At 68.8% G+C, this 19,524-nt stretch carries 16 protein-coding genes; 15 read left to right on the top strand and 1 reads right to left on the bottom strand.

Going from position 1 to position 19,524, the window contains the following annotated elements:
* From rsmH to murB, 11 genes are all read left to right on the top strand, one after another.
* Positions 1-895 (top strand): 16S rRNA (cytosine(1402)-N(4))-methyltransferase RsmH (gene rsmH / locus AUL33_RS05050; protein ID WP_062204631.1); only part of this gene is annotated, 895 nt, incomplete at its 5' end.
* Positions 896-1,261: a hypothetical protein gene (locus AUL33_RS05045; RefSeq protein ID WP_244491984.1), complete on the top strand. Its 366-nt coding sequence runs from the start codon at positions 896-898 to the stop codon at positions 1,259-1,261.
* Positions 1,258-2,973: a penicillin-binding protein 2 gene (locus AUL33_RS05040; protein ID WP_062204602.1), complete on the top strand. Its 1,716-nt coding sequence runs from the start codon at positions 1,258-1,260 to the stop codon at positions 2,971-2,973. The genes AUL33_RS05045 and AUL33_RS05040 overlap by 4 nt, the downstream gene beginning before the upstream one ends.
* 109 nt (positions 2,974-3,082) lie before the next feature.
* Entirely contained in the window at positions 3,083-4,525 is a 1,443-nt protein-coding gene (locus tag AUL33_RS05035; protein ID WP_062204600.1) for a UDP-N-acetylmuramoyl-L-alanyl-D-glutamate--2,6-diaminopimelate ligase, read from the top strand.
* Positions 4,522-5,982 carry a UDP-N-acetylmuramoylalanyl-D-glutamyl-2,6-diaminopimelate--D-alanyl-D-alanine ligase gene (locus AUL33_RS05030; protein ID WP_062204597.1) on the top strand — a complete coding sequence of 487 codons (1,461 nt, stop codon included), beginning with the start codon at positions 4,522-4,524 and terminating at the stop codon, positions 5,980-5,982. The genes AUL33_RS05035 and AUL33_RS05030 overlap by 4 nt, the downstream gene beginning before the upstream one ends.
* 5 nt (positions 5,983-5,987) lie before the next feature.
* Positions 5,988-7,070 (top strand): phospho-N-acetylmuramoyl-pentapeptide-transferase, encoded by a 1,083-nt coding sequence (mraY, locus tag AUL33_RS05025; RefSeq protein ID WP_062204593.1) that lies wholly within the window; start codon positions 5,988-5,990, stop codon positions 7,068-7,070.
* 10 nt (positions 7,071-7,080) lie between these two features.
* Complete coding sequence (gene murD / locus AUL33_RS05020) at positions 7,081-8,478, top strand: UDP-N-acetylmuramoyl-L-alanine--D-glutamate ligase (protein WP_062204589.1); 1,398 nt, start codon at positions 7,081-7,083, stop codon at positions 8,476-8,478.
* A gap of 3 nt (positions 8,479-8,481) precedes the next feature.
* Positions 8,482-9,651 (top strand): putative lipid II flippase FtsW, encoded by a 1,170-nt coding sequence (gene ftsW, locus AUL33_RS05015; RefSeq protein WP_062204586.1) that lies wholly within the window; start codon positions 8,482-8,484, stop codon positions 9,649-9,651.
* Between the two features lie 16 nt (positions 9,652-9,667).
* Entirely contained in the window at positions 9,668-10,771 is a 1,104-nt protein-coding gene (murG, locus tag AUL33_RS05010; RefSeq protein WP_062204582.1) for an undecaprenyldiphospho-muramoylpentapeptide beta-N-acetylglucosaminyltransferase, read from the top strand.
* Between the two features lie 28 nt (positions 10,772-10,799).
* A complete protein-coding gene (murC, locus tag AUL33_RS05005; protein ID WP_062204580.1) occupies positions 10,800-12,218 on the top strand; it encodes a UDP-N-acetylmuramate--L-alanine ligase in 1,419 nt (472 codons plus the stop codon).
* Positions 12,215-13,168 carry a UDP-N-acetylmuramate dehydrogenase gene (murB, locus tag AUL33_RS05000; RefSeq protein WP_062204577.1) on the top strand — a complete coding sequence of 318 codons (954 nt, stop codon included), beginning with the start codon at positions 12,215-12,217 and terminating at the stop codon, positions 13,166-13,168. Before murC ends, murB begins: the two co-directional genes overlap by 4 nt.
* A 12-nt stretch (positions 13,169-13,180) precedes the next feature.
* Here murB and AUL33_RS04995 read toward each other — a convergent pair whose 3' ends face one another.
* Positions 13,181-14,299 carry a metallophosphoesterase gene (locus AUL33_RS04995; protein WP_062204574.1) on the bottom strand — a complete coding sequence of 373 codons (1,119 nt, stop codon included), beginning with the start codon at positions 14,297-14,299 and terminating at the stop codon, positions 13,181-13,183.
* Between the two features lie 251 nt (positions 14,300-14,550).
* On the opposite strand from AUL33_RS04995, the gene AUL33_RS04990 reads away from it, so the two are divergent.
* From AUL33_RS04990 to ftsZ, 4 genes are all read left to right on the top strand, one after another.
* Complete coding sequence (locus tag AUL33_RS04990) at positions 14,551-15,465, top strand: D-alanine--D-alanine ligase (protein ID WP_062204571.1); 915 nt, start codon at positions 14,551-14,553, stop codon at positions 15,463-15,465.
* Positions 15,453-16,361, top strand: coding sequence for a cell division protein FtsQ/DivIB (locus AUL33_RS04985; protein WP_062204568.1), 909 nt, complete (start codon positions 15,453-15,455; stop codon positions 16,359-16,361). Before AUL33_RS04990 ends, AUL33_RS04985 begins: the two co-directional genes overlap by 13 nt.
* On the top strand, positions 16,358-17,686 hold the full coding sequence (ftsA, locus tag AUL33_RS04980; protein ID WP_062204566.1) for a cell division protein FtsA: 1,329 nt from the start codon (positions 16,358-16,360) through the stop codon (positions 17,684-17,686). The genes AUL33_RS04985 and ftsA overlap by 4 nt, the downstream gene beginning before the upstream one ends.
* Before the next feature lie 124 nt (positions 17,687-17,810).
* The gene (gene ftsZ / locus AUL33_RS04975) at positions 17,811-19,391 is read left to right on the top strand and encodes a cell division protein FtsZ (RefSeq protein ID WP_062204564.1); all 1,581 of its coding nucleotides are present in this window, start codon (positions 17,811-17,813) and stop codon (positions 19,389-19,391) included.
* Positions 19,392-19,524 lie beyond the last annotated feature (133 nt).

The raw sequence follows: 19,524 nt of genomic DNA, 5'->3' as shown, positions 1-19,524 counted from the left end.
CGGCTATTCAGCCGCCCTTTTGCGTCGTGGGGCCCGGGTCGTCGGCATCGACCGCGACCCGACCGCCATTCGCGCCGCCGGCCCGATGCTGGCGGCCCACCCAAAGCTGGCGCTGCACGAGGGCCGGTTCGGCGACCTCGAATCCATCGTCGCGGCGCGCGGGGAGGGGAAGCTCGACGGCGTCGTCCTCGATATCGGCGTGTCCTCGATGCAGATCGACGATGCCGAGCGCGGCTTCTCGTTCCAGAGGGACGGGCCGCTCGACATGCGTATGAGCCGTGACGGGCCGTCGGCGGCCGACGTGGTCAACCGGCTGAAGCTCGGCGATCTCGCGCGCATCCTCAATTTCCTCGGCGAGGAGCGGCAGGCCGGGCGCATCGCCCGCGCCATCGAGGCGCGGCGTGCGGAGCGCCCGTTCGAGCGCACGCTCGATCTCGCCAACCTCGTCGCCAAGACGATCGGGCGCAATCCGAAGGACCGGATCGACCCGGCGACGCGCACCTTCCAGGCGCTTCGCATCTTCGTGAACGATGAACTTGGCCAGCTCGTGCACGCGCTCGTCGCCGCCGAGCGGGTGCTCAAGCCCGGCGGGCGGCTGGCGGTGGTGACGTTCCATTCGCTCGAGGACCGGATCGTCAAGCGCTTCCTGCGCGATCGCTCGGAAGGAGCGACGGGCTCGCGGCATTTACCGGATGTTCAGCATAAGGACCGCACATTCGAGTCTCGCAACAGACCCGTCACGGGCGAGGACGAGGAGATCGCCTCCAACCCCCGCGCGCGATCGGCCAAGCTGCGATCCGCGGTGCGGACGGACGCCCCGGCTCGGGCGGCCGCCGAGGCTGCGGACTTCACCGATCTGCCCTCGTTGGCCGACCTGCCGCCGTCCGGAGTCTGAATGCCCATCTCGAAGACGCTCGACGTCCTCCTCGTCCTCATCATGCTCGCCGGCGCCGCCTGGACCTTCGGCCAGAAGTATCAGGCCGAAGCGGTGGAGACCGAGGTCACGCGGCTCGACCGCAAGATCGCGCTCGAGCGCGAGACCATCCAACTGCTCGAAGCCGACTGGAGCCTGATGAACCAGCCCAACCGGCTGGAGGAGCTGGCGAAGGTCTTCGAGGGCGACCTGCGCCTGCGCCCGACGCAGCCCGAGCAGATCGTCGAGCCCAACGAATTGCCGGCCCCGCCGGTGCAGATCATTCCCGAGCCCGTCGCCCACTCGTCCGACAAGTTCGCCGCCGTCGCTGGAGCCAAGGCCCGATGATCGATCCTCGCAAGCTCCTTCGACGCGCCGCCGCGCCGAAAGCGGCCGAGATGCCCACGGGCTTCCGGCGCCGCAAGGCCGAGGCGCCGCGCAACAAGCCGCGCTTCCTCATCGCCACCGGACTGTTCTGCGCGATCTATCTCCTGATCGGCGGGCGGCTGGTCATGTGGGGCGTGGTGTCCGATCCCAGCGACACCTATCGCGCCTCGGCGCAGGCCGGGCCCGTGACGCGGCCCGACCTCGTCGACCGCAACGGCGAGGTGCTGGCCACCGACATCAAGACCGCCTCGCTCTTCGCCGAGCCCAAGCGCATCGTCGATGCCGACGAGGCGACCGAGTCGCTTCTCACCGTCCTGCCCGACCTCAACCCGAAGGTTCTCTACGCGCGCCTCTCGTCGAAGGCCGGCTTTGCCTGGCTGAAGCGCGAGCTGACGCCGCGCCAGCAGCAGGAGATCCTCGCGCTCGGCATTCCCGGCATCGGCTTCCGCACCGAGAAGCGGCGCTTCTACCCCGGCGGTCCCACGGCCGCCCACATCGTGGGCGCCGTGAACATCGACAACCAGGGCATCGCCGGCATGGAGAAGTATGTCGACGATTCGGGGTTCCGCGACCTCCAGTCGAGCGGCTTCGCTTCGAACGACGCGCTTCAGCCCGTCAAGCTGTCGGTCGACCTGCGCGTCCAGCATGTCCTGCGCGACGAGCTGATGGCCGGCATCCAGCGCTATCAGGCGATCGCCGCCGGCGGCGCGGTGATCGACGTCGAGACCGGCGAGGTCGTCGCCATGGCCTCGGTGCCCGACTACGATCCCAACACGCCCGGCGACGCCCTGAAGAAGGACAACCTCAACCGCATGTCGGCGGGCACGTTCGAGATGGGCTCGACCTTCAAGATCTTCACCACCGCGATGGCGCTGGACTCGGGCAAGGTGAAGATCACCGACGTCTTCGATACCCGCCCCTTCCGCGTCGCCGGCTTCACGATCAAGGAATTCCACGGCAAGGGACGCCCGCTCTCCGTTCCCGAGATCTTCGAATACTCCTCCAACGTCGGCTCGGCGCGCGAGGCCGATCTCGTCGGCATCGACGGGCACAAGGAGTTCCTGACGCGCATGGGCCTCCTGTCGCGCATGAAGACGGAGCTGCCGGAGGTGGCGACACCGACGCAGCCCAAGGTCTGGAAGAAGATCAACTCGATGACGATCGCCTTCGGCCACGGCGTCTCGACGACCCCCCTGCAGACGGTGGTCGCCGCGGCCGCGATCGCCAACGGCGGCTGGTACATTCCCCCGACCTTCCTGCCGCGCACGAAGGAGCAGGCCGACGCGATCAGGACGCGCGTCATCGCCCAGCAGACGTCCGACGAGATGCGCGGCATCTTCCGGCTGAACGGAGAGCAGGGCTCGGGTCGACGCGCCAACGTGCCGGGCTACCATGTCGGCGGCAAGACCGGCACGGCCGAGAAAGTCGAGAACGGTCGCTACTCGAAGGACAAGCGCTTCAACGCCTATATCGGCGCCTTCCCGATCGAGAAGCCGCGCTACGTCGTGGCCGTGATCATCGACGAGCCCAAGCGGTTCGAGAAGGATCCGAATGCGACCGCAGGCTTTAACGCCGGCGTTATGGTCGGCAACGTGGTGCGCCGCGCCGCGACCTTCCTCAACGTGAAGCCGGACTTCGGCGACGTCGGACGCCAGCTTCTCGTCTCCTACTGACGCCAAAATGCTTCATTCGGCCGGCTTGGTGTTCTAAGCACGAGACGATCACGAAAACGAAAGGCCGGCGGCCGACGCCGGCTTTTTCATGCGACGCGGAAGATGCCGAATGAAGCTTTGCGACCTTGCCGAGGGCATAGCCACGGGCGCCGAGGACAGCGCCGTCGAGATTTCCGGGCTGACGTCGGACTCCCGGCAGGTGAAGTCCGGCTTCCTCTTCGCCGCCCTGTCGGGAACGAAGAGCGACGGCGCGGCCTTTGCCGCGCAGGCGCGTGCCAACGGCGCGGTGGCCGTGCTCGGCTCCGGTGTCGAGGGTGAAAGCGGACGGGACCTGCAGGCCGCCGACCCCCGCCGGGCGCTGGCGCTGATGGCGGCTCGCTTCTACGGCGCGCAGCCGGCCCATGTCGTCGCCGTCACCGGCACCAGCGGCAAGACCTCGATCGCCGCCTTCACCCGCCAGATCTGGACCGCCGCCGACAAGGCCGCCGCCTCGATCGGCACCACCGGCGTCGTCTCGCCGACGCGCGACGACTACGGCACGCTGACGACGCCCGAGCCCGTAGCGCTCGCCCGCCTGATGAGCGAACTTGCCGGCGAGGGCGTGACCCATGCCGCGATGGAAGCCTCCAGCCACGGCCTCGAACAGCGTCGGCTCGACGGCGTCGTGCTCAGTGCCGCCGCCTTCATCAATCTTGGCCGCGACCACATGGACTATCACGCCACCGTCGAGGACTACTTCCAGGCCAAGATGCGCCTCTTCGACACCCTCCTGCCGAAGGGCGCTCCGGCGGTGATCTTCGCCGACGATCGCTGGTCGGAGCGTGCCGCAACGATCGCGAAAGCGGCGGGCGCCGAGGTCTTGACGGTCGGGCGCGCGGGCTCGTTCCTGCAGCTCAAGCGGCTGGAACACGAGCGCCATCGCCAGGTCGCCGAGATCGAGGCGGGCGGTCGCATCCACCGCATCGTGCTGCCGCTGGCCGGCGAGTTCCAGATGGCCAATGCGCTCGTCGCCGCCGGGCTGGCTCTCGCGACCGGGATCGACGCCGCCGGGGCGCTCGCGGCGCTCGAAGGCCTGAAGGGCGCGCCAGGACGGCTGGATCTCGCCGCCACCACGGCGGCCGGCGTTCCCGTCTTCGTCGACTACGCCCACAAGCCCGAGGCGCTGGAAAACGTGCTGGCCTCGGTGCGCCCGTTCACCACTGGCCGCGTCATCTGCGTCTTCGGCTGCGGCGGCGACCGCGACACCGGCAAGCGTCCGATCATGGGCGAGATCGCCGGACGCCTCGCCGACGTGGTCATCGTCACCGACGACAACCCGCGCTCCGAAGTCCCCGCGCGCATCCGCGCCGCGATCCTCGAAGCCGTCCCGACCGCCGAGGAGATCGCCGACCGGCGCGAGGCCATCCGCCATGCGGTGGCGATGTCGCAAGCCGGCGACACGGTCATCGTCGCCGGCAAGGGACACGAAAACGGCCAGACGGCGGGCGGCGTCACGCTGCCATTCAGCGACCATGAGGAAGTGCGAGCCGCCGTCGCGGGGGCGGCGCGATGACCGCCCCGCTCTGGACCGGCGAGGCCATCGCCGCGGCGACGGGCGCGCGCCCGATCGGCACGCTGCCGGCCGCTGTCACCGGCGTCTCGATCGACACGCGCTCGCTGCAGCCGGGTGACGCCTTCTTCGCGATCCGCGGCGACCAGTTCGACGGTCATGCCTTTCTGCGCCAGGCCACCGCCGCCGGGGCCTCGCTCCTCGTCGTGTCGAAGGAACGCCTGCCGGCACTCGGCGCGCTCAACATCGCGCTCCTCGTCGTCGACGATGTGCTCGGCGCGTTGGAAAAGCTCGGCGCCGCGGCGCGGGCCCGCACCACGGCGCGCGTCGTCGCCGTCACCGGCAGCGTCGGCAAGACCACGACGAAGGAAGCTTTGCGCCACGCGCTGGAGCCGCAGGGCAGCGTCCATGCCTCCGCCGCCTCGTTCAACAATCACTGGGGCGTACCGCTGTCGCTCTCGCGCCTGCCGGCCGACGCGCGCTTTGCCGTGTTCGAGATCGGCATGAACCATCCCGGCGAGATCCGGCCGCTCGTCAAGCTCGTGCGCCCGCATGTCGCCATCGTCACGCTGATCGCGCCCGCCCATCTCGGCTTCTTCCGCGATCTGCAGGAGATCGCCGAGGCCAAGGCCGAGATCTTCGAGGGCCTCGTGCCCGGCGGCACCGCCGTCCTCAACGCCGACGATCCGCTGGAGCCGCTGCTGCGGGCCATGGCCGAGGCGGAGGGCGTGACGCGCATCACCACCTTCGGCGAAGCCGAGGGGGTGGACTATCGGCTGCAACGCTTCGAGACGGCGGGCGAGGGCTCGGCCTTTGCCGCACGCATCGACGGCACCGACGTGCGCCTGCGCCTACCGTCGGCCGGGCGCCATCTGGTCCAGAACGTCCTCGCGGTGCTCGGCGCCGCCGATCTTGCGGGCGCGGACGTCGTCGCCGCCGCCGAGGCGCTCGGTTCATGGCGCGCCGGCAAGGGGCGTGGCGAGCGCCACCGCCTCGCGCTGCCGGACGGCGGCGAGGCGGTGCTCATCGACGAGAGCTACAACGCCAACCCGACCTCGATGCACGCCGCGCTCTCGCTGCTGGCCGGCGCGTCGCCGGGCGAGGGCGGGCGGCGCATCGCGGTCCTCGGCGACATGCTCGAACTCGGCGCCTTCTCGCGCGATCTCCACGGCGAACTCGCGGAGGCGCTGATGGCCGCGCGCCCCGATCTCGTTCTGTTGGCTGGCGAAGAGATGCGGGTCCTCGACACCGCGCTCGAACGCCTCGTCAGGCACGAATGGCTCGGCTCGGCCGACGAGGTTCGGACAAGCCTGCGCCGCCATCTTCGCGCCGGCGACGTCGTCATGATGAAGGCGTCCAAGAGCATCGGCTTCTCCAAGGTGGTGGACGACCTGATCCGCGAATTCGCCCCGCCCGTTCCGGGTGAGCCTGCCCCACACGCATTTGGGCAGGGAGCCTGAAACCTATGTTCACCTATCTCGCGGCCCTCGCCGAAGACGCCCAGTTCTTCAACGTCTTTCGCTACATCACCTTCCGCACCGGCGGCGCCCTGATCACCTCGTTCATCGCCGTGTTCCTGTTCGGGCCGTCGATCATCTCCAACCTGCGGATCCGCCAGGGCCGCGGCCAGCCGATCCGCGCCGACGGGCCGCAGACCCATTTCAAGAAGGCGGGCACGCCGACGATGGGCGGCCTGATGATCCTGTCGGGCTTCCTCGTCGCGACCCTTCTCTGGGCCGATCTCACCAACATCTATGTCTGGACGGTGCTGGTGGTGACGATGGGCTTCGGCGCCATCGGCTTCTACGACGACTACCTGAAGGTGACGAAGCAGAGCCACATGGGCTTCTCCGGCAAGCTGCGGCTCGCCTTCGAGTTCATCATCGCCGCCGCCGCCGCCGTGATGATGATCTACGCGCAGACCGGCACCTTCGCGACCTCGCTTTCGATTCCGTTCGTCAAGGCGCTGCTCGTCGATCTCGGTTGGTTCTACGCCGTCTTCGCCGCCTTCGTGATCGTCGCCGCCGGCAACGCGGTGAACCTGACCGACGGGCTCGACGGCCTCGCCATCATGCCGATCATGATCGCGGCGGGCGCCTTCGGCCTCATCGCCTATCTCGCCGGCAACACCAACTTCGCCAACTACCTGCAGATCCACTACGTCATCGGCACCGGCGAACTCGCAGTGGTCTGCGGCGCGGTGATCGGCGCGGGGCTCGGCTTCCTCTGGTTCAACGCGCCGCCGGCCGCGATCTTCATGGGCGACACGGGATCGCTGGCGCTCGGCGGCCTCGTCGGCACGATCGCGGTGGCGACGAAGCATGAACTGGTGCTCGCCGTCATCGGCGGTCTCTTCGTCATCGAGGCGCTGTCCGTGATCATCCAGGTGGCTTCGTTCAAGCTCACCGGCAAGCGCGTCTTCCTCATGGCGCCGATCCACCACCACTTCGAGAAGCTCGGCTGGACCGAAAGCCAGGTCGTCGTGCGCTTCTGGATCATCGCGTTGCTTCTGGCCTTCGTCGGCCTTTCCACCCTGAAACTGCGCTGAGGGCGGCCGGATGATCGCAGCGAGCACCTTCAAGGATCGATCCGTCGCCCTGTTCGGCCTCGGCGGCTCGGGCCTTGCGACGGCGCGCGCGCTGCAGGCCGGTGGCGCCCGGCTCGTCGCCTTCGACGACAATCCGAAAAGCGTCGCGGCAGCGGCAGCCGAGGGCCTGCCGACGGGCGATCTGCACGAGATCGACTGGTCGCGCATCGAGACGCTCGTGCTCTCGCCCGGCGTGCCGCTGACGCATCCTAAGCCCCACTGGGCGGCGGATCTGGCGCGCGAGGCCGGCGTGCCGATCATCGGCGACATCGAGATCTTCATGAGGGAGCGCGACGCGGCCGGGCCGCCCCGCGCGCCCTTCGTCGCGATCACCGGCACCAACGGCAAGTCCACCACCACGGCGCTCATCGCCCATTGCCTGCAGCATGCAGGCCGCGACACGCAGCTCGGCGGCAATATCGGCGTCGCGGTGTTGACGCTCGATCCGCTCGCGCCCGAGCGGACCTACGTCGTCGAGTGCTCCTCCTACCAGATCGACCTGACGCCCTCGATCCGCCCGACCGTCGGCATTCTCCTCAACCTGACGCCCGACCATCTCGACCGGCACGGCACGATGGAGAACTATGCCGCGATCAAGGCCCGGCTGCTGAAGGACGCGGGAACCGCGGTGATCGGCGTCGACGACGATCTGTGCGCGGGGATCGCCGACTGGCACGAGAGCGAGGGCAACGTCGTCGTGCGCATCTCGAAGGACAAGGTGCTGGAGACCGGCATCTTCCTCCAGGGCTCGACCATCGTGGTCGCGGAAGAGGGCGCAACGCTCGCCGAGTTTCCGCTCGACGGTATCGGCTCGCTACGCGGGCGCCACAACGGCCAGAACGCGGCCGCCGCGGTCGCGACGCTGCGCGCGCTCGGGCTTGGCGACGCCGAGATCCAGGCCGGCCTCGCCAGCTTTCCCGGCCTCGTGCATCGCATGGAGGAGATCGGGCGCCAGGGCCGGGTCCTCTTCGTCAACGATTCCAAGGCCACCAATGCCGATGCCGCCGCCCCGGCGCTGGCGAGCTTCGAGCGCATCCACTGGATCGCCGGCGGTCTGCCCAAGGAGGGCGGCATCGCCACGCTTGAGCCGCTCTTTTCGCGCATCGCCAAGGCCTACCTGATCGGCGAGGCCGCACCCGCCTTCGCCGCCAGTCTTGGTGAACGAATTCCTTACGAAATATCGGGTACGTTGGACGTCGCGGTCGAGAACGCGGCGCGCGACGCCGCCCGGTCGGGCGAGGAGGAGGTCGTGCTCCTGTCGCCGGCCTGCGCGAGTTTCGACCAGTTTCGCAATTTCGAGGTTCGGGGCGAAAGCTTCCGCCGCGCGGTGGAAGAGCTCCCCGCGATCCAACTGTTCCGCAAGGGGTAGACCATGGCCAGCCGCGCCAAGAAGGGCCTCATCACCGACTGGTGGTGGTCGATCGACCGCTGGTTCCTGGCGGCGTTCCTCGTCCTGATGATCGGGGGCATGGTGCTGTCCTTCGCCGCCAGCCCGCCGGTGGCCGAGAAGATCGGGCTCGAGCCGTTCCACTTCGTCAAGCGGCACGCGCTCTTCCTCTTTCCCTCGATCGTCGCGATGCTGGCGACCTCGCTCCTGTCGCCGCGCGGCATCCGCCGCATGTCCGTGATCATGCTCGGCGGCGCGCTGCTGCTCATGGTGCTGGCGCTGTTCTTCGGCATGGAAGTGAAGGGCGCCCGGCGCTGGATGAGCTTCGGGCCGCTGACGATCCAGCCCTCCGAGTTCATGAAGCCGTCCTTCGTCGTGGTCTGCGCCTGGCTCTTCGCCGAGCGCTCGCGCCGCAAGGACGTGCCCGGCAACCTCTTCTCGATCATGCTGCTCTTCGTGGTCTGCGCGCTGCTGGTGGCGCAGCCCGATCTCGGCCAGACGATCCTCACCACCGGCGTCTGGGGCGGCCTGTTCTTCATGGCCGGCCTGCCCTGGCTCTGGATCGTGGTGCTCGGCGGCATCGGCGTCGCCGGCTTCGGCCTCGCCTACTTCGTCTTCCCGCACGTCGCCTCGCGTATCGACCGCTTCACCACGGGCGAGGGCGACACGTTCCAGACCGACACGGCGAAGGAGGCGATCATGCGCGGCGGCTGGCTCGGCCAGGGGCCGGGCGAGGGCACCGTTAAGCGCCTGCTGCCCGACAGCCACACCGACTTCGCCTATTCGGTCATCGCCGAGGAGTTCGGCATCATCTCCTGCATGGCGCTGACGGCGGTGTTCTGCTTCATCGTCATTCGCGGGCTCAACGTCGCCTTCCAGCAGCGCGACACGTTCTGCCGGCTCGCCATCTCCGGGCTGGTGATGCTCTTCGGCCTGCAGTCGATCATCAACATGGCCGTGAACCTGCAGCTGATGCCCGCCAAGGGCATGACGCTTCCCTTCATCTCCTACGGCGGCTCCTCGATGCTGGCGGTTGCCATCGGTGCCGGCTTCGTGCTGGCGCTCACCCGCAAGCGTCCCGAGAACGCCTCGCAGACCGACCGCCTCGTGGACCGGACCCTCGTGTTCCACGGCGCGCCGGCCGCCGCCCGCTGAAAGCTCCGGTTCGCCCATGAGTTCTCCGATCCTTCTGTGCGCCGGCGGAACCGGCGGCCATCTCTTTCCGGCCGAGGCGCTGGCGCACGAGTTGAAGAGCCGCGGCTTCACGGTTCATCTGGCGACCGACGAGCGGGCTGGGCGCTATGCCGGCGCGTTTCCGGCCGATGCGGTCCACGTCATTCCCTCCGCCACCTTCGGCTCGCACAACCCGCTGAAGGTTTTGAAGGCCGGGCGCACGCTCTGGCGCGGCTACCGGGCTGCGATCGTGCTGATGAAGGAGCTGAAGCCGGCGGCTGTCGTCGGGTTCGGCGGCTATCCGACGATCCCGCCGATGATGGCGGCGGTGCAGCAGCGCCTGCCGACACTCATCCACGAGCAGAACGCGGTGATGGGGCGCGCCAACCGCTTCCTCGCCTCGCGCGTGCGCCGGATCGCCGCCGGAATCCCGCAGATCCATCCCGACCCCGCACTGAGCGCCAAGACCACCGTGACCGGCAACCCGGTGCGCCCCGCCGTGCTGGAGGCCGCGGCAACGCCCTATCATGCGAGCCGGGGCACGGCGCCGTTCAACCTCGTGGTTTTCGGCGGCAGCCAGGGCGCGCAGTTCTTCTCCAAGGCCGTGCCGGCGGCGATCGAGCTGATGTCGCCCGAGCTTCGCGCCCGGTTGCGCGTGACCCAGCAGGCCCGAGCGGAAGACGAGGCGCAGGTTCGCGCCTTTTACGAGACGGCCGGCATTCCCGCCGAGGTCTCGCCCTTCTTTTCCGACATGGCGGCGCGCATCGGTGCGGCGCATCTCGTGGTCAGCCGCTCCGGGGCCTCGACGGTCTCGGAGATCTGCGTCATCGGCCGGCCCTCGATCCTCGTGCCGTACCCCTATGCGCTGGACCACGACCAGGCCGCCAATGCCGCGCGGCTGACGAGCGAGGACGGCGCGACGCTCGCCCGCCAGTCGGAGCTGACGCCGGCCAAGCTCGCCGGCTTCATCCGCGACGTGGCGGAGGATCCGTCCTTTGCCGAGACCACGGCGCAGGTGGCCCGGTCGAACGGCATCCCGGATGCCGCGCGGTTGCTCGCCGACCTCGTGGCGTCTATGCCGGGCGCGGCTTTCACCCGCTGACATTTCCAAAAGTTTGAAGGAGCGCGCCATGAAGATGCCGCCCAATATCGGCCCGGTGCATTTCATCGGCATCGGCGGCATCGGCATGAGCGGCATTGCCGAAGTGCTCGTCAATCTCGGCTACACCGTGCAGGGTTCGGACGCGAGCGAGAACGCCAACGTCACGCGGCTGCGCGAGCTCGGCGTCACCATCCATATCGGCCACGCCGCCGAGAACCTGGGTCTCGCCGAGGTCGTCGTCGTCTCCACCGCGATCAAGCGCTCCAATCCCGAGCTCGCCTCGGCGCGCGAGCGCCTGCTGCCGATCGTGCGGCGCGCCGAGATGCTGGCCGAGCTGATGCGCTTCCGGCAGGCGATCGCCATCGGCGGAACGCACGGCAAGACCACGACGACCTCGATGGTCGCAACGCTGCTCGATGCCGGCGGCATGGACCCGACCGTCGTCAACGGCGGCATCATCAACGCCTACGGCACCAACGCCCGCATGGGCGAGGGCAACTGGATGGTGGTGGAGGCCGACGAGAGCGACGGCACCTTCCTCAAGCTGCCGGCCGATGTCGCCGTCGTCACCAATATCGATCCCGAGCATCTCGACCATTACGGCACCTTCGACAAGGTGCGCTCGGCCTTCCGCGCCTTCGTCGAGAACGTGCCCTTCTACGGGTTCGCGGTAATGTGCCTCGACCATCCGGAGGTGCAGACGCTCGTCTCCGAGATCGAGGACCGCCGCATCATCACCTATGGCGAGAACCTGCAGGCCGACGTACGTTTCCAGAACGTGCGCGCCAAGGGATCGACCTCGACCTTCGACGTGACGATCCGCGACCGCATCACCGGCGAGACCACGACGCTCGATGATCTCGTGCTGCCGATGCCCGGCCGCCACAACGTGTCGAACGCCACCGCCGCGCTCGCCGTCGCCTACCGCATCGGCATTTCCGACGAGGCGATCCGCAAGGGGCTCGGGGGCTTCGGCGGCGTCAAGCGCCGCTTCACCCACACCGGCCAGTCCGGCGGCATCGACATCTACGACGACTACGGCCACCACCCCGTCGAGATCCGCGCCGTCCTGTCGGCAGCGCGCTCGGCCACGGGCGGCCGCGTCGTCGCCGTGGTGCAGCCGCACCGCTACACGCGCCTGCAGAGCCTGTTCGCCGACTTCGCGGCCTGTTTCAACGATGCCGACACGGTGATCCTCGCGCCGGTCTATGCGGCCGGCGAGGAGCCGATCGAGTTCGTCAATTCCGAGATGCTGGTGGAACGCCTGAAGCTCGGCGGCCATCGCGACGCGCGCCTCATCGACGGCCCGGCGGAACTGGCGCCGCTCGTCCATTCGATCGCCCGGCGGGGCGACATGGTCGTGTGCCTCGGGGCCGGCTCGATCACGCATTGGGCCTATGCCCTGCCTGGAGAACTCGACGCGCTGGAGGCGGGCCGGACCTCATGACGCCGGCCGAGCTTCAAGGCCATCTCTCGGACCCCGCGCTCGGCTTTCGCGGCAAGCTGACGCCGGCCGCCGATCTCGCCAAGATCACCTGGTTCCGCACCGGCGGCCCGGCGGACCTCATGGTCCAACCGGCCGACGAGGCGGATCTGGCGGCGGTCCTCTCCGCACTTCCCGCCGAGGTGCCGCTGACCGTGGTCGGCATCGGCTCCAACCTGCTCGTGCGCGAGGGCGGGGTGCGCGGCGTGGTGCTGCGCCTGCCCGCCAAGGGCTTCGGCGAGGTCGAGGCGATCGGCGACGGGCGCATCCGCGCCGGCGCGGCGGCGTCCGACAAGCGCGTCGCGGCGGTCGCGCTGGAGGCGGGCATCGGCGGCTTCCACTTCCTTCATGGCATTCCCGGCTCGATCGGCGGCGCCATTCGCATGAACGGGGGGGCCAATGGCGTCGAAACGGCGGACCGGCTGGTGGAGGCCCGCGCGCTCGACCGCCAGGGCCGCCTCCATGTGCTGAGCCGTGCGGACTTGGGCTATTCCTACCGCCACGCCGATGCGCCGGAGGACCTGATCTTCGTTTCGGCCGTCTTCGAGGGGCCTTTGACCGCCCCGCACGAGATCCGTGCGGCGATGGTCGAGGTGCAACACCACCGCGAGACCGTGCAGCCGGTGCGCGAGAAGACCGGCGGCTCGACCTTCAAGAACCCGGCGGGCACGTCGGCGTGGAAGGAGATCGATCGGGCGGGGTGCCGGGGCCTTCGCATCGGGGGCGCCGAGATGTCGGCGCTCCACTGCAACTTCATGATCAACGCGGCCGACGCCACCGGCCATGATCTCGAACAGCTCGGCGAGACCGTGCGCCAGCGCGTTTTCGAGACCTCCGGCCTTCTCCTCGAATGGGAGATCAAGCGGCTCGGTACCTTCGCGGAGGGCGCGGCGGTGGATCCCTTCACGCCCTGAGGGTGAACCGCGTCACCATTTGAGCCCGTTCTTGTTGGGCCCGAGCTGGCCACCGGGAATGCCCTTCGCCGGCCAGGGCCCGACCGAATGCACGTCGCGCCCCAGCGCGAACACCTCGCCCCGGCGCGGCCGCTCGCGGGGGCCGCGCACCAGCACCTCGACGCGATCGGTATCCTCGACCCCGATGGACGAGCGCGCCGTGACCGCGAGGCCGTGCAGCCCCTCCGCCATGGGGCCGGACGGCGCCGACCAGACGCCGTCGCCCTGCGACACCAACTCGATCGTCGCCCCGCCAATTTCAGCGCGAACCGAGGCCACGTCCCGGCCGAAGACCTTGGCGCGGATCGTGAAGCCGCCGTCCGGCACTTGGCCCCGCGACTGCGGGTCGGTGACGAGCCTGAGATCGGCCGGTGCGGTGATCAGCGTGAAAGGCCAGGGTGTCTCGAGCGGCTTGAAGCGCCAGCTCACGACGTCGCCGTCGAGCGCGCCGAGCGAGAAGCCGGGCCCGCCGGGCTCTTCGATCTCGCCGGTCGAGCGCGTCGCGGCGTAGACGACGCGACCGTCGTTCAAGAGTTCGTTGTAATGGGTGTGGCCGGTGCCCACAAAGCGCACTCCGCCTGCGGCCAGCAGCCCCGCCACCTCGTCCGCCCCGGCATGCAGATCGCCGGGATAGGCATGCATGAAGACGACCGCCGGCTGCCCGGCATCCTGCGCCCCGTCCAGTTCGCGCCGCAGCCAGCGGGTCTGCGCCGCGCCGAGCCGGAAATCCGGCCCGCCGCTGCCGGCCGAGACGATGTCGAAGAACAGGACGCGCGTTCCCGCGACCGTCTCGCCATAGGGGAGGGGACGGTGCGCCAGATGCCGCTCGAACTCTTCCAGCGTGCCGGTCTCGAAGTCATGGTCGCCCGGTAGCGCATGCAGCGGCAGCTTGAGCCGGCGCGCCACCTCGCCAATGCGCCGGAACTGCTCTTCGGTCGCATGATTGGCGTTGTCGCCGGGTAGCACCGCGAGATCGACGAGGCCGGGCAGTTCGGAATTGGCCGCTTCCACCAGCCGCTCGAAGAGATGGAAGCTCGCCCAGTCGTCTTGCTCGCAGGCGTGGAGATCTCCGAACTGCATCCAGCACAGCATCAGGCCCGTCCCTCCATCATCAAGTCCGCGTGAGCGCGGCGGCTTCGAAACATGGGCGTTTGTTCATGGTTCCCTTCGTCGCCCTCGACGCCCGCAAAATCGCCGCGTTTGCGCGTGGACGAAGAAGGTGAATCCCGCCTTTCGGAACGCCCTTACGATTTTCTTTCGCAGGCTTCGTCCGGTTAACCACCGCTTAACCATCGACGGGCGATGAATGGTCTTCGAGTTGGGTCGAGTGGGAATTTGGGTCGATGACCTTGCATGTCGCGGTGTTGTTCGGAGGCGTTTCGACGGAGCGGCCGGTGAGCCTCGCCTCGGGAACAGCCTGTGCCGACGCGCTCGAGGCCGAAGGCTTTCGCGTCACGCGCGTCGATGTCGATCGCGACATCGCGCGGGTGCTGACGGAGCTGGCGCCGGACGTCGCGTTCAACGCGCTGCACGGGCCGTTCGGCGAGGACGGCACGATCCAGGGCATCCTCGAATTCCTTGAGATTCCCTACACCCATTCGGGCGTTCTGGCCTCCGCCCTGTCGATGAACAAGGAAAAGGCCAAGATCATCGCGCGCGCCGCGAAAATCCCGCTGGCCGACTCCAGGCTTGTCGACCGCCGCGTCGCCGGGCGCGCCCACGCCATGCCAACCCCCTACGTCGTCAAGCCGGTGGCGGAAGGCTCGTCCTTCGGCGTCTTCATCGTGCGCGCCGACCACGCCCATCCCCCGCAGGAGCTGATGTCCTCGGACTGGAGCTTCGGCGAGACCGTGATGGTCGAGCGCTACATTCCCGGCCGTGAACTGACCTGCGCCGTGATGGGCGACGTCGCGCTCGAGGTCTGCGAGATCACCTCTAACGACCATGCCTTCTACGATTACGACGCGAAATACGCGCCGGGCGGCTCGAACCACGTGATCCCCGCGGGCATTCCCGCGCCGGTGGCGCGCAAGGTTCAGGAACACGCGCTCGCCGCCCACAAGGCGATGGGCTGCCGTGGCGTCTCGCGCTCGGACTTTCGCTACGACGACAAGTCCGGCGAACTCGTCTGGCTGGAGATCAACACGCAGCCCGGCATGACCGGAACCTCTCTGGTGCCCGACATCGCGCGCGCGGCGGGCCACAGCTTCGGCGAACTCTTGGCTTGGATGGTGAGGGACGCATCATGCCGTCGTTGAACCACCGCCTCGCCATGCCCGATTTCCGCCGCGTCAGCCCGATCGTGCTGCGCCTGCAGCGCGCCGGCCGCAAGGTCGTGTTCTGGGCCCGCAACATCCACCGCGTTCCGCTGCCGCGCTTCGGCTACCTTGCCACGGGGCTCCTGGGCTCGACCGCGCTCTACGGCATGGTGCTGGGCGCACACACGGCCTCGGTGGTCGATTTCGTCGCCGAGCCGCTGGGCCTGTCGATCGACAGCGTCGACGTCACCGGCTTCTCCGAGACGAGCGAGATCGACCTTCTGCAGACGCTCTGGATGACCGGCGCGCAAACGCTGCCGGCGCTCGACGTCGACGCGGCGCGCCAGGCGATCGAGGCGATGCCCTGGATCGAGAGCGCGACGATCGTCAAGGAATACCCCAACCGGGTCCGTATCGCCGTGGTCGAGAAGCAGCCCTTTGCGCTCTGGCAGCGCGACAAGGATCTCTGGATCGTCGATCACGAGGGCAAGGAAATCGTGCCCTACGCCACCACACGCTTCACCGACCTGCCCTTCGTGGTCGGCCCGGGCGCAGCGCGCGAGGCCTCCGACATCCTCGACAAGATGGCGCTCGTCCCCGAGCTCGATACGCGCGTCAAGGCGTATGTGCGTGTCGGCGACCGGCGCTGGGACCTGCGCCTCGACAACGGGGTCGTGGTGCGCCTGCCGGAGCTGGAGCCGATCGAGGCGGCCGCCGCCGTGATGCGTCTCGACCGCGCTGAGGGTCTTCTGTCCCGCGAGATCGTCTCCGTCGACATGCGCATCGAGGACCGGGTCGTGGTCAAGCTGACCGCCGCCGCCAAGGAGCGCCGCGACAAGGCGCTGAAGGAACGGGACAAGATCGTGAAGCAGGCCCGCAAGGAAAACCCCGTATGAGCCTCTTCTCCAAGCCCACCGACGACCTGCCGCGCCTGAAGAAGCCGTCCGACCGGCGCACCCGCACGATCTCCGTGCTCGACGTCGGCTCCTCGAAGGTCACCTGCCTCATCGCCCGGCTGCGGCCGCGGCCCGAGAGCGAGGTCCTGCCCGGCCGCACCCATGTCGCCGAGGTCATCGGCATCGGCCACCAGCGCTCGCGCGGCGTGAAGTCCGGCGTCGTCGTCGATCTCGACGCGGCAGAGAAGTCGATCCGCTTCTGCGTCGACGCCGCCGAGCGCATGGCGGGCCTGACGATCGAGTCGCTCATCGTCTCTGTGGCGGCCGGCCGGCTGAAGACCCATCGCGGTTCGGCCCGCGTGCCCGTCGAGGGCGGCGAGGTGTCCGATCTCGACCTTCGCCAGGTGCTTGACCGCGCCGCCCGGATGCCGCTGCGCGAGGGCCGCATCGCGCTCCACCGCGTGCCGTTCGATCTCGTGCTCGACGGCGAGGGCGGTCTGGAGAACCCGGTCGGCATGACCGGCTCCGAACTCGGCGCCGAGCTGCACATCCTTTCGGCGGAGGAAACCCCGCTGCGCAACCTCGAGACGGCGATCAACCGCGCCCATCTCGTGGTCGAGGCCTTCGTCGCCACGCCCTACGCCTCCGGCCTGTCGACGCTCGTCGACGACGAGGCGATCATGGGCTCGGCCTGCATCGACATGGGCGCGGGATCGACCACGATCTCGATCTTCCAGAACGGCCATTTCGCCTATGCCGACGCCGTGGCGCTCGGCGGCCACCACATCACGATGGATCTGGCGCGCGGCCTGTCGATCCGGCCCGAACAGGCCGAGCGGCTGAAGGTCATGCACGGCAACGCCCTGCCAAGCCTCCTCGCCGACGGCGAGACGGTCTCCGTCGCCCCGCTCGGCGACGAGGGCGGCGACGCGCCGATCCAGGTCTCGCGCTCGCTCATCGCCCGGATCATCCGTCCGCGCGTCGAGGAGACGCTCGAACTCATCCGCGACCGGCTGGCGGCGTCCAACATGGGGCACGTCATCGGCAAGCGGGTGGTGCTGACCGGCGGCGCGAGCCAGCTGGCGGGCCTCAACGACGCGGCGCGCACGCTTCTCAACCGCAACGTCCGGCTCGGACGTCCGGTCGGGGTCGCCGGCCTCTCGGCCTCGAACAAGAGCCCGGCCTTCGCCACGGCGGTCGGTCTCCTCATCTATCCGCAGGTCGCCTCGCTCGAGCACATGCCCGAGCACTCGGTCCTCGACTTCGCCTTCGACCAGCGCACGCGGGTCGGGCGGTTCGGCTCTTGGCTCCGCCAAAGCTTCTAGACAATTTGCGGTGGCAAGGTTCGAGCCACCGCCAGCCACTACGATGCATGCCACGCATCGCTTGAAGATCGATGAAATAGAACGGCCAACGCGGCGAGGCGGCCGGCCTTGAAAGGAAACGACGATGAGCATCACCCTGCAGAAGCCCGACATCACCGAGCTGAAGCCGCGCATCACCGTGTTCGGTGTCGGCGGAGGCGGCTGCAACGCCGTCAACAACATGATCAACGCGGGCCTCGAAGGCGTCGAGTTCGTCATCGCCAACACGGACGCGCAGGCGCTCCGCTCGTCTCGCGCTGAACGTGTGATCCAGATGGGCGTCGCCGTGACGGAAGGCCTGGGCGCCGGCTCGCAGCCGGAAGTCGGCCGCGCCGCCGCCGAAGAGTCGCTCGACGAGATCTGCGACCACCTTCTCGGCTCGCACATGTGCTTCGTCACCGCCGGTATGGGCGGCGGCACCGGCACCGGCGCGGCTCCGGTCGTGGCCCGCGCGGCGCGCGAAAAGGGCATCCTCACGGTCGGCGTCGTCACCAAGCCGTTCCACTTCGAGGGCCAGCGTCGCCTGCGCATCGCCGAGCAGGGCATCGAGGATCTTCAGAAGAACGTCGACACGCTCATCGTCATCCCGAACCAGAACCTGTTCCGGATTGCCAACGACAAGACGACCTTCGCCGACGCCTTCGGCATGGCCGACCAGGTGCTCTATTCGGGCGTCGCCTGCATCACCGACCTGATGGTCAAGGAAGGCCTCATCAACCTCGACTTCGCCGACGTGCGTTCGGTGATGCGCGAGATGGGCAAGGCGATGATGGGCACCGGCGAAGCCTCGGGCGAGGGCCGCGCGATGGCCGCCGCCGAGGCCGCGATCGCCAACCCGCTGCTCGACGAGACCTCGATGAAGGGCGCCAAGGGCCTCCTGATCTCGATCACCGGCGGGCGCGACCTCACCCTCTTCGAGGTGGACGAGGCGGCGACCCGCATCCGCGAGGAAGTCGACCAGGATGCCAACATCATCCTCGGCGCGACCTTCGACGAGAACCTCGAAGGCGTGATCCGCGTCTCCGTCGTGGCGACCGGCATCGATAAGGCCGCCATGGAGGTCTACAACCGCTCGCCCGAAGCCCGCCCGGTCTCCGGCATCCGCAATGCCCCGGTCGAGCAGCCGGTGCAGGTGGCGGCGCCCGTCGCCCCGCCGGTCCAGGCGCAGCCCGCCATGCAGGCGCAGCCCGTGGTTTCGGCTCAGCCGGCCTACGCGGCGATGCCCGACATGGAGGACGACTTCACCGCCGCCCTCGAGGCCGAGATCGCGCAGGTCGCCCCGCGCGCTCCCGCCCCGCGCCAGCCGGTGACGCAGGCCGCCCAGTCCCGCATGCCCCGCGTGGAAGACTTCCCGCCGGTGGTGCAGGCCGAGATCGAGCGTCGCGGTGCGGCTCTCGATGCGTCCGGCGACGAGCGCGGCCCGATGGGTCTGCTGCGCCGCCTGACGACCGGCCTGTCGCGCCGCGAGGAGGACGAGGCCATCCTGGCCGATCCGGTTCGCCCGAACCGCGCTGCGGCCGACCCGCGCCGCGCTGGCGAACCCAACCCCTACGCGCCCCGCCGGCAGGCGGCGGACTCGGCGGCCCGTCCGCAGTCGCTCGGCCGGCCGGCCGGCGAGGAGGATCAGCTGGAGATCCCGGCCTTCCTGCGCCGCCAGTCGAACTGACCTTCACAAAGAGTCCACGATTGGACCGAGGCCCGCCCCCGAAAGGGGCGGGCTTTTTCGTTTAGAGTATTGATTTCGAACGGAAAAATCTTTCCTTAACCGATGTTGCGGTAACACTGGGTAAGAAAGCGTG

Source organism: Aureimonas sp. AU12 (genome assembly GCF_001463705.1).
In the GTDB taxonomy this organism is placed as follows: domain Bacteria; phylum Pseudomonadota; class Alphaproteobacteria; order Rhizobiales; family Rhizobiaceae; genus Aureimonas.
Note: the sequence above shows the minus strand (reverse complement) of the source record. Positions and strands in the feature narration are given on the sequence as shown.